Genomic DNA, 14,351 nt, shown 5'->3' on the forward strand with positions numbered 1-14,351 from the left:
AAAAACACGTGCAGTTTCGACTGCATATTTAATATATTTTTATATGGAATACATAAAAATGCGTACTTTATCAAAAAAAGAAATGAAAGCTGTTAGCGGTGGACAACAACAATGCGGCTACAACCAATACTTCAGCACAACTACCTATAGCTGCACTTACTACCCTGCACCGCCAGAACCAAAACAATGTGCTCTAAGATGGGTTAGCACTGGATATAACCAAGGCTACTGGACAACTAATTGTTTATAAGCATTTGTGAGACTAACGCAGCCGGTCACTAGACCGGCTGCGTTTTCAAATTCGATGACCGCTGAATTCACATGAGCACACCATGAAAAATATAGAAGTTCTATTTGTTGGATTTGGATCTTTAGGCGACATATTCCCTTTACTCGCCGTTGCAAAACGAATGCAGCAAACCCGAACAGTTACTTTTTTAACAAACGAATATTTTCGTGAACACATAGAAGCGGCAGAAGTTAACTTCTTTCCTATTGGAACAGTTGAAGATCAAGTGGCAGCACGTGAAACCAATTCACTTTCAGGTGAAAGCACCGAAGGCCGAAAACGCAGGTACGAACACGTTATCGGAAAAAGCTATAAAAAAACTTATGATTTTATAGCTAAAAAAGTTGCCCAAGGTATTCAACTCGTTGTTGTCACCCACGGCAATCTGAGCCCTGCAGTTTTGGCCTGTGAGGCGTTTGATATTCCTATTATTTATACCCATTATGCCCCATCCCAGATATTGAACAATTTTGAAGATGCAATTCTTTGCGCAAGCTTCTACAGTGATAATGAGTGGTGGATTCGCTATATAAAAACACCTCTACATATCATGAAATTGAAGCTCAATTTTGAAGTAAAAGATCAATTTAATGCGTATAGAAAAGAGTTGGGATTAAAGCCGGTGGCCTCCAACTGGCAAATTCTTCTGAAAAGCCTAAACTTTTTAAAATCAAAAAAAACTCATTCGAAGTTTAACTCCCCACGGGAAATAGTTCTTGCACCATTTTGGTTCTGTGAACCTATAGACAAAAGCATAAAGGATTTTTATTTTGCGGGATTCCCCTTTATTGAAGAAACAATCGGCGAACAGGAAATTGCTATTGATCGTTTTATTGACGCATATGGCAGCCCAATAGTATTCACTCCTGGTACAGCAGTAGAGGATGTGCAGGCCTTTGTTAATGAAATAATCCCGATTTGTCGTAAATTAGGTTCGCCAGGGATTTTTTGCTCAAAACATGGAAAACGTGCTTTTGATCTATTGCAAAAGGTGGATGATGTTCCTTTACTTTATATCGAACACGCAAAATTTTCACATCTACTCCCCAAAGCAAGATGTTTAATTCACCACGGTGGTATAGGAACAGTTGCACAAGCAATTCGTGCAGGTATTCCTCAAATCCTTCGGCCCCGCATGTATGACCAGCCTGCAAACGGTGTCCGAGTAATGATGTTTGGGTTAGGCGGCTCAATCTTTCCAGAAGCATTTCATGCAGATACCGTGGCTAATATTTTGCTGCACGTCGAAAGTAATCCAAAGAGTCAAGAACTTCTTGCCTACTACTCTGACTTGGTGCGCAATGAAAATGGTGTTGAAAATTGTTGCAAAATAATTAACCAATTTTTAAAAAATCAAGAGAATAAAAATGCAGAAATTATTGAGAGTTGCGCAGCATGCTAGATACCATGCAATAGCTACAAACAAGAAAACCCCTATCCAAAAATATATACAAATGATAAAGGGTATTGTTGATGCAAGAAGTGCTTATAAGCATGCTAAAAACAAGGTGTCCTGTAATCTTTGTGGTTGGTCAGGAAAGCATTTTGTGGATTTTCATGTGGGCTATGATTTTGTATTTAAAAAAACTTTGTGCCCTGAATGCTTTTCACATCCACGACATAGATCATATAAATATACGATGGATCGAATATTAAATGAATTTCAACAGGATAAGATAAAAGTTTTACATTTTGCACCAGAGCGTATTATTGCTGAATTATTGAAGATTAACCCAAAAGTAGATTATCTAAGCGTTGACATTGATCACCGTAGAGCGATGAGAAAAGAGGATATTACACAACTTTCATTTAAAGATAACCAATTTGATCTTATTGTTTGCATGCATGTCCTTGAGCATATAGACGATGACAAAAAGGCAATGCAGGAACTTCTTCGTGTATTAAAACCAGGCGGAAAAGCCCTGCTTGACGTACCAATCGACACTAAACGAAATACCACTTACGAAGACAGCTCTATCATCAGCCCGGAGGCAAGAACCAAAGCTTTTTGGCAGTGGGATCATGTAAGACTCTATGGGCTGGATTTTGCAGATAAGCTTCGCAACATTGGCTTTCATGTGATCGAAGATAATCATATTAAAGATAAAGGAAAAGAGGTAATTGAGCAGCAGGGATTAGAAGATACCGTTAACTACATTGGAATAAAAAGCGTCTGACACGGCTACTATTACCCTATGTTTCGCTTGAGCCACTTAACTAGCGTTTTTTTGGAAAAAATTAAATCAAATAAAGTAAGATATCTGATGATTGCGCCCAACAATTTTAACAATAACGGTAAAACTTAATCTCTATAGATCTTAACTCATATAAATTACGAGCCATGTTTGTTTGATTATTGTTACCAACTTGTAGCAAAAACTCCTAAGTATTTAGATTCGTTTGTTCAAGCAAATGGAGTTTCTCCAACCTATTATTATCTCTATGAATTACACCAACCAAACACGAATAGGTATGCCGATGGATGAATTGTTTCTGATACTTCTTCAGCTATTTTTATCTAAGTCGGATTTAGAACTAGCTAGTTTTGTTTCGCTTTGAAAACCTCTATGATGCGCGCCATCTCCGAAAGTAGGTTTCTGTCATGGCTTCTATTCAAATACTCGTCGGCAGCGTTTACGGCCGCGCCGAACAAATCGCGGAGGTTGCCGCCGCGAGCCTGCGTGGGCTCGGGCATGAGGTAAGCCTCAACACCTACGCTCGCCCCGAAGACTTGGTGCGCAATGCCGATGAAATTTTGTTGCTCTGCCACTCCAACACGGGCGCAGGCGAGCTGCCGGACAACATTGAACCCATCTACCTTCATTTAACACGCGACTATCCGCGCATTGCGGGTAAGCGGTATGGCGTTATCAATCTAGCCGATAGTAGCTACAACACCTTTAATGAAGCAGGTCGTATGTTAGATGCTGCCTTCGCTAATCTTGGCGCGGTGCGTATCGGTGAACCATTGGTGTTAGATGCTTGTAGCGGTGACAACCCCGAAGCGCAGACTCGCGATTGGATTCATGCGTGGGGGCAATCGCTATGACCCAACAAGCACCTATTGCTCTCTTTTACGGAAGCTCCACTTGTTACACGGAAATGGTCGGCGAAAAAATTCGCACTGAACTGGGCGAAGAACTGGTGGATTTTTTCAACATCAACGAAACCCCCATCATTACCGCGCAGTTTTATGACTTCATTATTTTAGGGATTCCCACATGGGATTACGGCGAGCTACAGGAAGATTGGGAAGAAATTTGGGACGATATTAATGAAGTAGACTTCACCGGCAAAAAGGTTGCGCTCTACGGCCTTGGCGACCAAATTGGCTACCCCGAATGGTTTTTGGATGCTATGGGCTATTTGCACAGTAAGGTTGTAGCGCGCGGAGCCATTCCATGTGGCTACTGGCCCAATGAAGGCTACACCTATGAGGAATCCAAAGCGCTAACGCCAGATGGAACTCATTTTGTCGGCTTGGCCTTGGACGAAGAAAACGAATTCGCCAAAACGGCCGAACGCATTTCTTTGTGGTGCGCCCAAATCCGCGATGAGTTTGGGCTTTAATTTTTGAGCAGCTCAGCGCTAGCCTGAGCTGCTCAAAAAATTTATCGCCGTGAGCGGCCGCCACCTAAAATTGACCCTAAAACACCGCGAATAATTTGGCGACCCACTTCGCTCGCAATGGTTCGCGCAACTGTTTTAGCAGCAATTTGCGCAACACCATCGCGGTGACCTCCACGAGGGCCGGTTGTGCCGAATAAAATATCATTCAAGCCGCCCAGCATTGAATCGCCTGAAGCAGTAGGCGCAGCACCACCACTGGGTGCCGCTGCCGGGGACTCTACTTGCGTGGCCTTAGCTTGCAAAAGTTCAAATGCTGATTGACGATCTTCAACCGCTTCGTAAATACCTGCCACCAAAGAATTAGCAATGTGTGCACTGCGCTCTTCTGCCGTGAGCGGGCCAATACGCGAACCCGGAACATTAATAAACGCACGCTCAACTACGGTGGGGCGACCTTTCTCGTCTAACATCGAAATTAACGCTTCACCAACACCCAATTCGGTGATGACTTTTTCCGAATCAAACGCTGGATTTGCGCGCAGGGTTTGCGCTGCCGTCTTTACCGCTTTTTGATCACGCGGAGTAAAGGCACGCAACGCGTGCTGCACACGGTTACCAAGTTGCCCCAGAATTGTGTCGGGAATATCCAATGGATTTTGCGTAACAAAATAAATGCCCACACCTTTTGAACGAATCAAGCGCACAACTTGTTCAACTTTTTCAACCAGCGCAGGTGGTGCATCGTTGAATAACAAATGTGCCTCATCAAAAAAGAACACCAGTTTGGGCTTTTCCAAGTCGCCCACCTCGGGTAACTGCTCAAATAGTTCCGATAAGAGCCACAGCAAGAAAGTCGCATAAACTTTTGGCGCTAACATTAATTTATCAGCGGCCAAAATATTAATAACGCCTCTGCCCCGTGTATCGGTTTGCAACAAATCCTGAATATTGAGCATGGGCTCGCCAAAAAAATTGTCGCCACCCTCCTGCTCAAGCGCCATAAGCGCACGCTGAATTGCACCTATTGATGCCGCCGAAATGTTTCCGTAAGACGTTGTAAATTGTTTAGCGTTTTCGCCCACAAAATTGAGCATGGAGCGCAAATCTTTTAAATCCAGCAACAGTAATCCGTTGTCATCAGCAATTTTAAACACCAACTGCAAAACGCCCGCTTGCGTATCATTTAAATTAAACAAGCGCCCCAATAAAATCGGCCCCATATCCGAAACGGTTGCACGCACCGGGTGCCCAGCCTTGCCCCACAAATCCCAAAACACGGGGGTGTTTGCCACCGGCTCAGGCACCAAAGTTCCGCGCTCGGCAATGGCGGCGCTCAGCTTCTCTGACAAAACACCTTTTGCACCAATACCCGACAAGTCGCCTTTCACATCGGCCATAAAAACCGGCACACCAATGGCTGCAAACGACTCTGCCATTTTTTGCAGGGTTAGGGTTTTTCCGGTGCCCGTAGCGCCCGTTATCAAACCATGACGATTGGCCAAGGCAGGCAGTAAAACCAAATCTTGAGTGCCGCTGCGGGCTAAATAAATAGGTTCGATCATTGTGAGTCTCCCGAGGATTTACGCGAATCATAACAGGCCGTTTTATAACCGGCACCCGCTTTCATCCCACTTAACAGCCACTCGTGAATGATTTGTGGCAAAATCGCGGTTCCTTTAATAGTGTACCTGCCTGCTAATGAAATTATCCCCATCTAACCCCAGTCTTGAGCTTGCAACCTTGGAATGGGATGCAGAAGGCCAACCCCTGTCGAGCACATTCGGCGATATTTATTTCTCTAAAGCCAACGGACTGGAAGAAACACGTCACGTATTTCTAAAGCACAACCATTTATCCGAGCGCTGGGCCGCATTAACACAAAACGAAAGCTTTACGATCGCCGAAACCGGCTTCGGTTCGGGCTTGAATTTTTTAGCTGCGTGGGATTTATGGATTAAAGTTGCGCCCGCCACTGCGCAATTGCATTTCATTAGCGTGGAAAAATTTCCGCTGCGTAAAGATGACTTACAGCGCGCGCTTGCCCTATGGCAAGAGCTTAAACATATCGCCGATGAACTCATTGCCGCCTACCCGGTGTTTGTGAGTACGGGTTTTCATCGACTCAATTTCAATAACGGTCGCATAAAATTAACGCTCATTATTGATGACGCGGCGCAAGGTTTTGCAAAATTACTTGCCACAACACACCCGCTTTATTGTGCAACAGGTATAAAAGTAGATGCTTGGTTTTTAGATGGCTTTGCGCCGTCAAAAAATCCGCAAATGTGGAGTACCGACTTATTTTCTTGCGTACGAAACCTAAGTAAACCGGGCACAACAGCCGCAACTTTTAGCGCGGCAGCCATTGTAAAAAACGGATTAAAATCGGCCGGTTTTGCAATACAAAAGGTTGCCGGTTTTGGCCGCAAACGCGAAATGGTCAAAGCTGAATTTACCGAAGAATTTTTACCGCTCGACCCCGCCGATTTTACCTACCGCGGAAGCTTTTCTCCTTACCCCGTTCCGTGGACCATCGACACGCAAAAACTACGCGTCAACGAAAAACACGTGCTTATTATCGGTGGCGGTTTAGCGGGTTGCCATACGGCGCGCGCGCTCGCAGAACGCGGCTGGAAGGTTAATATTCTTGAGAAACATAGCGCGCTTGCGCAGGAAGGTTCTGGCAATCCACAAGGTGTGCTTTACGCCAAGCTGTCGCCGATGGAAGAAGTGCAAGCTGCGTTTAATTTAGCGAGCTTGCAATACGCCTTGAATTTTTATCGGCCTCTGTGGAGTGAAATTGGAGATGACTGCGGCGTTTTACAGCTCGCGCACAAACCATCAGAAGTAGATTTGCAGATGCTACTGCGCGAAAAATTTGCACAAGCGGAAGAGTTGGTTCGCTTCGTTGATCAAGATGAAGCAAGTAAGATCGCTGGTATTGCGCTCACTCAGAGTGGCATCTTTTTCCCGAAAGCGGGCTGGATAGATCCGCGTCGTTTGTGCGCTCATTTGGTTGATCATCCCAACATCGACGTGACTTACGATTTTGCGGTTGATTCCATCACGCGAACTGAACACGGCTGGACTTTATCATCACCAACGGGTGAACCATTGAATGCGCCAGCTGTGGTTATTGCCAACGCAAAAGACGCTGCAAATTTTTCTTTGTCTGATCATCTCCCCCTCAAAAAAATTCGCGGCCAAGTCACTTATGTTCCAGCGAATAGCACAGGTGCGTCATTGAACACGGTTGTATGCGCGGAGGGCTACATTAGTCCCGCGCAGCAAGGCATTTTTTGTACGGGCGCGACATTCAATCTTAAAGATGATGAAACGGCGCTGCGCGTTTCCGACCATCAAACCAATCTAGACAACTTGCATGAGCACTTGCCTGCGTTTGACGCAAAGGTAGATGCAAACGAGTTGCAAGGCCGCGTTGCTTTTAGGTGTTCTTTGCCGGATTACCTGCCAGCGGTGGGGCCTCTACCTATCGTGGATAAAATGGTGGCTGATTTTGCGCCCTTGCGAAAAAACGCCAGAGCTGGCGTCACCTGCGGAGGGAGTTATTGGCCGGGGCTATATATTAATCTAGGCCACGGCGCCCGCGGCTTGGCTTACACACCACTATGCGCGGAATTGCTGGCATCGCATATTTGTGAGGAACCAGCACCCCTTCCCCGCGAACTGGTGAATGCCCTACATCCGGCGCGCTTTGTGATAAGAGATTTAACCCGCAACAAGCGTTAAGCCATTTGCCCCTTGCACCAGCAAAACACACCACAAGCCAAAACCCGGTCTATACTCTTTTGAAATCTGCCCAAGTTTAATAAGAGAACTACGCCATGCTGACCAATTCCCGCAATTACAATCTTGTTGCTTACGACGAAATTGACTTTATCCACAATTATTACGAGCGACTTGTACTCGAAGAGATTTTTGCGCAAAGCAAACGCGCGGAGGAAGGCGATAGAGATTTTTTGGCCGATGTTGCCTGCGTAGCGCTCAATAGAATGCCGCCTCGCTACATTCGTCACGACGTGGATATGACTTTCTTCATGTCCCCGCAGGACATTCAGGAAATACACAACAAAGTGGTTAACGCGGTGAAAGATGCCATTAACTATGTGGAAAGCCGCGAGCGCGGTGAAGATCCTGCACTGCCTTCGGTAAACGTGTCGCTTTCAGGCACACGCGCCAGCAAGCCAGCTAAATCTGATGCAAAAATAACGTCCGACGATACAACCCCAAAGAAATCGGCAAAACCAAAATCACCCGCAAAAAAGTAAACATCAACCCAATAAAAAAGGCCGCCTTGTTTTGCAAGTGCGGCCTTTTTAATTCACTCATTATTCTTCCGGTGGGGGTTGTATCAACACTTGTGACCCACTGCCGCAAGCAATGATAGTACGCATTACTGCTTCCACCGAGATATGCGGCAACAACACAACACTGTCTGCCCCCAAATGATAAACCATCCCCGAGGTTAAAAACGGCGCTGTCGGAACGTAAACCGTAAAATCACCGTTCGCATGCTTGGCTGTGACAATGCCGGTTACGGACGTAGGTACATTAGGCCCCATGATGTAAGCGCGGCAGGCTTCACCTTTTAACAAGGATGTATTGCCCTCGCCGCCTAGTAATTGAGACACAAGCTTATTAATAGTTTGGTAACCGGGCAAAACTTTGCCCAGAAAATCGTCAATCAAATCGTGAAGCCACTGGCCAATGTTTGTTTTTACCAAAAGGCCGATTAAGAAACAGCCCACAAGCAAAACGGCAACTCCCGTAAAATCCGCCATATAGCTCGTAAGGGGCGTCCAACTCGCCACCCATTCATTAAAGGGTTGCACCAATCGGCTAATCACACCAAACAGCCATTCAGCAAACAAAACCAGAATAGCTCCGGGCAAAACCACCATAAACCCGCCAAGCAAAGTGATACTGACAAATGACCGCAAACGCTTCATGATACTCGCCCTAAAATTGAATAAATAAATGAGTGATTCGCTCGGAAAGCTTGAAACTATGAAAGATATTATTCGCCTATTTTGCCTTAGCCTGACATTGATTGCGAACTTCTCCGCAGCACAAGCCGACTCGCTCGCAAAGGCAACACAAATTCCTTACAGCATAATTGCCGAGCGCTCCCACAAAACCAATCTATTTACGCAAGGCTTTTTATTCAAAGATGGCAGCTTTTTCGAGAGCAGTGGGCTCTACTCAAAATCCAATATAGTTTCCTATCCACTCGCCGAACCTGCCAGCGCTTGGGAAAAAATGACTGCGCCCTTTAGCCAAAAACAAAAATTGCCCGACCGATTCTTTGCAGAAGGCTTAACCCTGCTCAACGACAAACTCTACTTAGTTACTTGGCAAGAAGGCACCGCATTTGTTTACAAGGCTGCAGATTTTTCGTTCGTGAAAACATTCAACTACACCGGACAAGGCTGGGGCTTGGCGACCGATGGAAAATATATTATTCGCAGCGATGGAAGCCAGACATTATTTTTCCACAACCCTGATACCTTTGCCGTTGAAAAAACCATTTCAGTAAAATATAAACAAGAAGCCATTTTGAATCTAAATGAATTGGAATACGCCGAGGGTTTTATTTGGGCAAACATTTGGCATGACAACCGAATCATTAAGATTAACCCCACGACTGGCGATGTGGTCGGCGCACTGGATATGTCAGACCTAGCCAAGAACCTCAAAGTTAAGGATGAAGAAAGTGTCTTAAATGGAATTGCTTACGATGCTGAAAAAAAGGCATTCTGGATCACCGGTAAACAATGGCCCAAAATGTTTTTGATAAAAATGACACACTGATTATCAACGCGGGCTAGCCCAATAAAGCTAACCCGCATTCACTCACGATTCCAACCAAACATCGCGAACCCATTGCCAAATTGAAGGCCAGGTTTCATCGGTTAAATCGCCATCCTTCCACAACACAATTTCGCCATCAGGATCAGCGCAGTAATAAGCACCTTTGTCTTCACAAATGGGCAACAAATAACGCGGCACACCTTCTGACCAAGCTACTGCGGTCACTTCCGGCAAGTAAGTGTGCGAATTTGGATCTGCAGCTGTCACAGGCTCAAGTGAACCGTAAATCACGTCACTTGCCTCCAACAAAAACGTTCGTACATCGCGAGGAATTGGCAACAACAACTCCTCTTCAATCATTACCAATTGATCTTCGTCGGGCAAATCCAGAGGCACGGGAACAGTGACATTGTGGTCGCGCAGTAGTTCTAGTATTTCTTCCATTTCATTTACTCTATTTTTTAGCAGCATTTATTCAAAGCAATCTTATTTGGGTCTAGCTCGTTCGTTCAGTAACCTTTATCGATCTTCTTGGTATTTATTGTATTCCGGTGGAATATCGGCCAAACACTCGTTACGCTGCGGTATTGGCAAGCCTTGGCATTTAAGCTTCATAGTATTCCGCGCTGATTCATTAAGTGGTTGACCAACACAAGAACTAAGAAATATCACTAAAAAAAACACAATTTTGAGTTTCATAAAAAATTCCCGTTTAATCTCAATCGACAAACAATGACATTTGCGTGTCCACCAGCTCAGTCATATTTTGTTCCATAAAATGCAAAATGCTATCGGCTACCGGCATAAGTTGTTTATCCACATAATGCTGGTAATCCAGCGGGCTTTGCTGAGCGGCTACAGGTTCAGCACCATTGGTGGTGATGACGTAGGCAATCCAATCGCCGCGTTTTATTGGCTTACCCGTTAGCTGAACATATTTGCGCGCAGCTTGAACCTGAGGCGGAACATTCTTTTCGTATTCATGCAAATGGCGACGCAAACGCTTGTTATACACTAAATCTTCATTGCGTTTGCCAGCAAGTACATCGGCAACCGTTTCGCGCAGAAAGTCGAGATAATCCTCTCCCGCAAAAACCTTGGAGTAAAGTTGCTCCTGAAAATTTTTGGCGAGCCGAGTCCAATCGGTGCGAACATTTTCCAAACCTTTAAATACAACTTCTGTCTGTCCATCATTTTCCACTACTCCTGCGTAACGCTTTTTGGTTCCCAAATCACTGCCTCGAATGGTAGGCATTAAGAAACGAAGGTAGAGAGTTTCAAATTGAATTTCCAAGTGACTTTTGATGTTGTACTCGGTGTTTAAGGTTTTCTTCCACCATTCGTTGAGCTCTCTTGCTAAACGGCCACCAATTTTTTGGCATTGCTCTTTATTTTTAGGTGGCTTGCCAACGCAATTATTTTCTAACCATACAAACAGCGAATCTGTGTCGCCGTAAATAACGGAGTAGCCTTGTTGCTCAATCCAATCACGGCTGCGCTGAATGATTTCGTGCCCTCGCAAGGTAATTGAACTACACACTCGCGGATCAAAAAATCGACAACCTGTGGAGCCCAACACTCCATAAAAAGAATTCATAATAATCTTAATGGCATGGGAAAGCGGAGCATTTTTTTCCCGTTTTGCAATGTCGCGTGCCGACCAAAGGTGTTCAATGATTTGCGGCAGTATGTGCCCTTCGCGAGCAAAACGAGCTCCGTTAAAACCGTCTAACACTTGTTCATCTGCCAGACGCTCATGCTCGGCAATCCAAAACGCGCATGGATCAATTAAAAAGGTGCGAATAATACTTGGATAAAGGCTTTTGAAATCCAGCACGAGAATGTTGTCATAAATTCCGGGCCTTGAATTCATCACGTAACCACCGGGGCTAGTCACGTCTGATTCAAGTTCACCCAAATTCGGCGCCACATAACCCTTGCGATGCAAGCGAGGCAAATATAAATACTCAAACGCAGCGACAGAGCCGCCAATTCTATCGAGCAGCAGTCCCGTTAATTGGCTTCGCTCGACTGCGAAGTGCAGCAGTTTTTTCTGCGCAAAAATATCCCACACCAACTCGCAATCACGAAGGTTGTAGTCAGCCAAGGCGAGTTTATCTTCTGTAAATAATCGTGCTATATCGTGACCACGGCCGGAACCCTGAAGGAGCTTTCCTTTATCCAGCAACTGCTCAGACACGAACTGCAATGAATAGCTTTCAAAGCGATAGTTAGCTGCCTTTAATAATTCAATCCCGTCCAGCGCAACACGACCCGGGATGACCGCGTAACGTCGGCCATCGCTTTCGTCTTGCCGCCAATGCACCGTTTGTTTTGCTCGCCCCAACTCAAATGCTATGTTTTCGTTTTGGCACAAGGTTTCCAAAACCCACAAGTCAAACTGAACAACGCTCCAGCCAATTAAAATATCGGGATCGTAGGTGTGCAGCCAATTCAGAAAAGCTTGCAAACATTCGCGCTGTGTCGGATAAAAAAATACGGAATTAGACGAAGATGAAGACTGAGAGTATTCGCCCTCACCAATCATAAACACTTTTCGATCATGCTCTGCCCACACCGCGATGGAAAATAAATTTTTTGCGTCCATGGAGGTTTCAATATCCAGCGAAACCATTTTTAGCGGGACACGTGTATCGCTTGGGCTCAAGCGTGGATTCAGAACAGGCGTTAATGCATTTGGTATCTGCGGTAAATCAATATTTGCGCATGCCGTAATAAATCGCTCCATCAAGTATCGTTCATGGGGGCGGATATCGGCCTCCCAGTGACCGATAAACTCTCGTTTAAGCAATTCCACTGCCTCGCGCGCGGTACGCTGGCTGGAAAAATACAAGGCGCTAACCGGCAAATTCAAAAAGGTTTTTAACTCAACGTCTGCCATTCGCCATTTGCGTAAACCTGCCAGAGCTTTGTGAATTTTTTGCGCATCTTCACGCAGCACAAACAACACAACTTCTTGAGCGCCTACTTGCGTCCACAGCGGACCCTGCTCAGTTGCCCACCAAAAATCCAGCACTATACCCTCGCGAGTATCGCGCCATTGGCGAGTCAATAAAAAAGCATTAAGCATAAGCGGGACTTACCGGGATGTAGGAACTAAAAGCTGGCGGCGACAATCGGAGATGGCTGTTTGTGCGCGTGCCAAATAGGAGGCCATGGTGAGCGAATGATTGGCAACCAAACCAAAACCGTCGCCATTTAAAATAACCGGGCTAAATACCGATTCTTGTGTTGGATTTAATTCGCGAATAATTTGCTCGTAACTCGCCCGCGCGTTTTTGTTTTGCAAGGCATCTGCAAAATCAATCTCAACTGCTTGCAGCAATGCAATAAGCGCCCAAGAGGATCCGCGTGCTTCATAAAAAACATCATCCACTTTGTACCAAGGTGTTTTTGTGTAGAGGGAACTCACAATTTTTTTTGTTTCCCTCGAATCTACCTCTACCAACGAAGAGTTGGTTGTAGGCCCTACACTGGCAGTTAGTCGCTGAGACAATACTTTTAAGCGTTGCTCAACACCAGCCAAATAATCGTTTAAGTGTTCGGCATCCGCGTGAAACTGCGCATTACCCAGACCAGATTTTAACAAACGGAAATTGTATGCCTGCAGATGCTCAATGCCAGATCGGTATTGCGATTCGGTAGCGGGAAAGCCCCAAGAGTTATTTGAAAAATTAAACCGCACTTCCGCCTTTTGCAAATCCAGATCCAAATCGTGATTTAAATTAGATTGGCTGAGTGAGCTACGCAAAATTTGGGTCGTATCACGCAATTGCATAACAACACCCAGCTCCCAATGGGGCATGTTGTCTAGCCAAATTCCCGGAGGAAATACATCGTTTGAAATATAGCCGCCATTTTTATCTATCAGGGTTTCAGCAATGGCAATCAATGCAGATGTTGTGGCAACACCCTTGACCAAAGGTGTGCTCGCGGTGGTTTTTGAGTAATTGATTTGACGTTGAATTTCTGCCTGAACATTCACTGGTGCGGGCGCGGTACTCCAATAAATACCAACACATAGCGCACATAAAAAATAAAGCAGAACCGCATAGATCGCCCAACGATAAAACGGGCGGGCATGTTCTATATCACTCTGGGCGTCTTCATATTCATCGCGGGCTCGGCGCATTCCGCGCACCCATAATGCTTTAACACCCAAAGACTTTAATAGGCTCATGATGCCAACCTTTAATGGCCATGCATTTGGTCGTAAGCACTTTTCGCGAGAGCGATAACGTCAATACTGCGCCCGTTACTGAGACTTACTATTAAGTGTAGCTCGTCGCCGGTACTTAGCTTGCCTTTGAGACCATTAATTTGGAGATAACGCCCACTGGATTTCAACGCAACAGATTGGTGAGCTGGAACCAGTAAGACTGGCTCAGGCATGACAACTATTTGGTTGGCCGAACTAGATTTCACACCAGTAATACGAACGTCACTATTTGTATTATTGGTGATGGTAAAAAACGCCATGGTGGTTTTGCTCGTACCTAAAGGCACGTAAAAAAATGCATTACTTACACTAAAATCAGACACAGAGGTGGTAGCTGCGAATGCACTACTTGTACCGATAAAAAAAGTAAGAAGCAACGCAATATTTTTAATTAAGTTTCCCATGGCGCACCTTGTTGTT

At 45.2% G+C, this 14,351-nt stretch carries 13 protein-coding genes; 7 read left to right on the forward strand and 6 right to left on the reverse strand.

What is annotated here, in order from left to right:
* The first annotated feature begins 332 nt into the window (after positions 1-332).
* From U1F02_RS02930 to fldB, 4 genes are all read left to right on the forward strand, one after another.
* Positions 333-1,691 (forward strand): glycosyltransferase, encoded by a 1,359-nt coding sequence (locus U1F02_RS02930; protein WP_409988847.1) that lies wholly within the window; start codon positions 333-335, stop codon positions 1,689-1,691.
* Positions 1,657-2,466, forward strand: a complete 810-nt coding sequence (locus U1F02_RS02935; protein ID WP_409988848.1) for a class I SAM-dependent methyltransferase — start codon at positions 1,657-1,659, stop codon at positions 2,464-2,466. The genes U1F02_RS02930 and U1F02_RS02935 overlap by 35 nt, the downstream gene beginning before the upstream one ends.
* A 425-nt stretch (positions 2,467-2,891) precedes the next feature.
* Entirely contained in the window at positions 2,892-3,338 is a 447-nt protein-coding gene (locus tag U1F02_RS02940) for a flavodoxin domain-containing protein (RefSeq protein WP_409988849.1), read from the forward strand.
* Positions 3,335-3,859 (forward strand): flavodoxin FldB, encoded by a 525-nt coding sequence (fldB, locus tag U1F02_RS02945; protein ID WP_409988850.1) that lies wholly within the window; start codon positions 3,335-3,337, stop codon positions 3,857-3,859. Before U1F02_RS02940 ends, fldB begins: the two co-directional genes overlap by 4 nt.
* A gap of 41 nt (positions 3,860-3,900) precedes the next feature.
* Here the strand turns inward: fldB and U1F02_RS02950 are convergent, their stop codons facing one another.
* Positions 3,901-5,421, reverse strand: coding sequence for a helicase HerA-like domain-containing protein (locus U1F02_RS02950; protein ID WP_409988851.1), 1,521 nt, complete (start codon positions 5,419-5,421; stop codon positions 3,901-3,903).
* A 136-nt stretch (positions 5,422-5,557) separates the two neighbouring features.
* Between U1F02_RS02950 and mnmC the strand changes: the two genes are divergently transcribed.
* Together mnmC and U1F02_RS02960 are read left to right on the forward strand one after the other, a co-directional pair.
* On the forward strand, positions 5,558-7,609 hold the full coding sequence (mnmC, locus tag U1F02_RS02955) for a bifunctional tRNA (5-methylaminomethyl-2-thiouridine)(34)-methyltransferase MnmD/FAD-dependent 5-carboxymethylaminomethyl-2-thiouridine(34) oxidoreductase MnmC (RefSeq protein ID WP_409988852.1): 2,052 nt from the start codon (positions 5,558-5,560) through the stop codon (positions 7,607-7,609).
* A gap of 95 nt (positions 7,610-7,704) precedes the next feature.
* Entirely contained in the window at positions 7,705-8,148 is a 444-nt protein-coding gene (locus U1F02_RS02960; RefSeq protein ID WP_409988853.1) for a late competence development ComFB family protein, read from the forward strand.
* Positions 8,149-8,208: 60 nt separating this feature from the next.
* Here the strand turns inward: U1F02_RS02960 and U1F02_RS02965 are convergent, their stop codons facing one another.
* Entirely contained in the window at positions 8,209-8,829 is a 621-nt protein-coding gene (locus tag U1F02_RS02965; RefSeq protein WP_409988854.1) for a DUF502 domain-containing protein, read from the reverse strand.
* Between the two features lie 28 nt (positions 8,830-8,857).
* Here U1F02_RS02965 and U1F02_RS02970 point away from each other — a divergent pair, with 28 nt between their 5' ends.
* Complete coding sequence (locus U1F02_RS02970) at positions 8,858-9,691, forward strand: glutaminyl-peptide cyclotransferase (RefSeq protein WP_409988855.1); 834 nt, start codon at positions 8,858-8,860, stop codon at positions 9,689-9,691.
* Positions 9,692-9,733: 42 nt separating this feature from the next.
* On the opposite strand, the gene U1F02_RS02975 is transcribed toward U1F02_RS02970, so the two are convergent.
* From U1F02_RS02975 to U1F02_RS02990, 4 genes are all read right to left on the reverse strand, one after another.
* Positions 9,734-10,135: an SMI1/KNR4 family protein gene (locus tag U1F02_RS02975; RefSeq protein WP_409988856.1), complete on the reverse strand. Its 402-nt coding sequence runs from the start codon at positions 10,133-10,135 to the stop codon at positions 9,734-9,736.
* Between the two features lie 274 nt (positions 10,136-10,409).
* Positions 10,410-12,782: a DNA polymerase II gene (locus U1F02_RS02980; RefSeq protein WP_409988857.1), complete on the reverse strand. Its 2,373-nt coding sequence runs from the start codon at positions 12,780-12,782 to the stop codon at positions 10,410-10,412.
* A 9-nt stretch (positions 12,783-12,791) separates the two neighbouring features.
* Positions 12,792-13,892, reverse strand: a complete 1,101-nt coding sequence (locus U1F02_RS02985) for a DUF2333 family protein (RefSeq protein WP_409988858.1) — start codon at positions 13,890-13,892, stop codon at positions 12,792-12,794.
* An 11-nt stretch (positions 13,893-13,903) separates the two neighbouring features.
* A complete protein-coding gene (locus tag U1F02_RS02990; RefSeq protein WP_409988859.1) occupies positions 13,904-14,335 on the reverse strand; it encodes a copper chaperone PCu(A)C in 432 nt (143 codons plus the stop codon).
* Positions 14,336-14,351 lie beyond the last annotated feature (16 nt).

The organism is Cellvibrio sp., from assembly GCF_046347455.1.
GTDB lineage: Bacteria > Pseudomonadota > Gammaproteobacteria > Pseudomonadales > Cellvibrionaceae > Cellvibrio.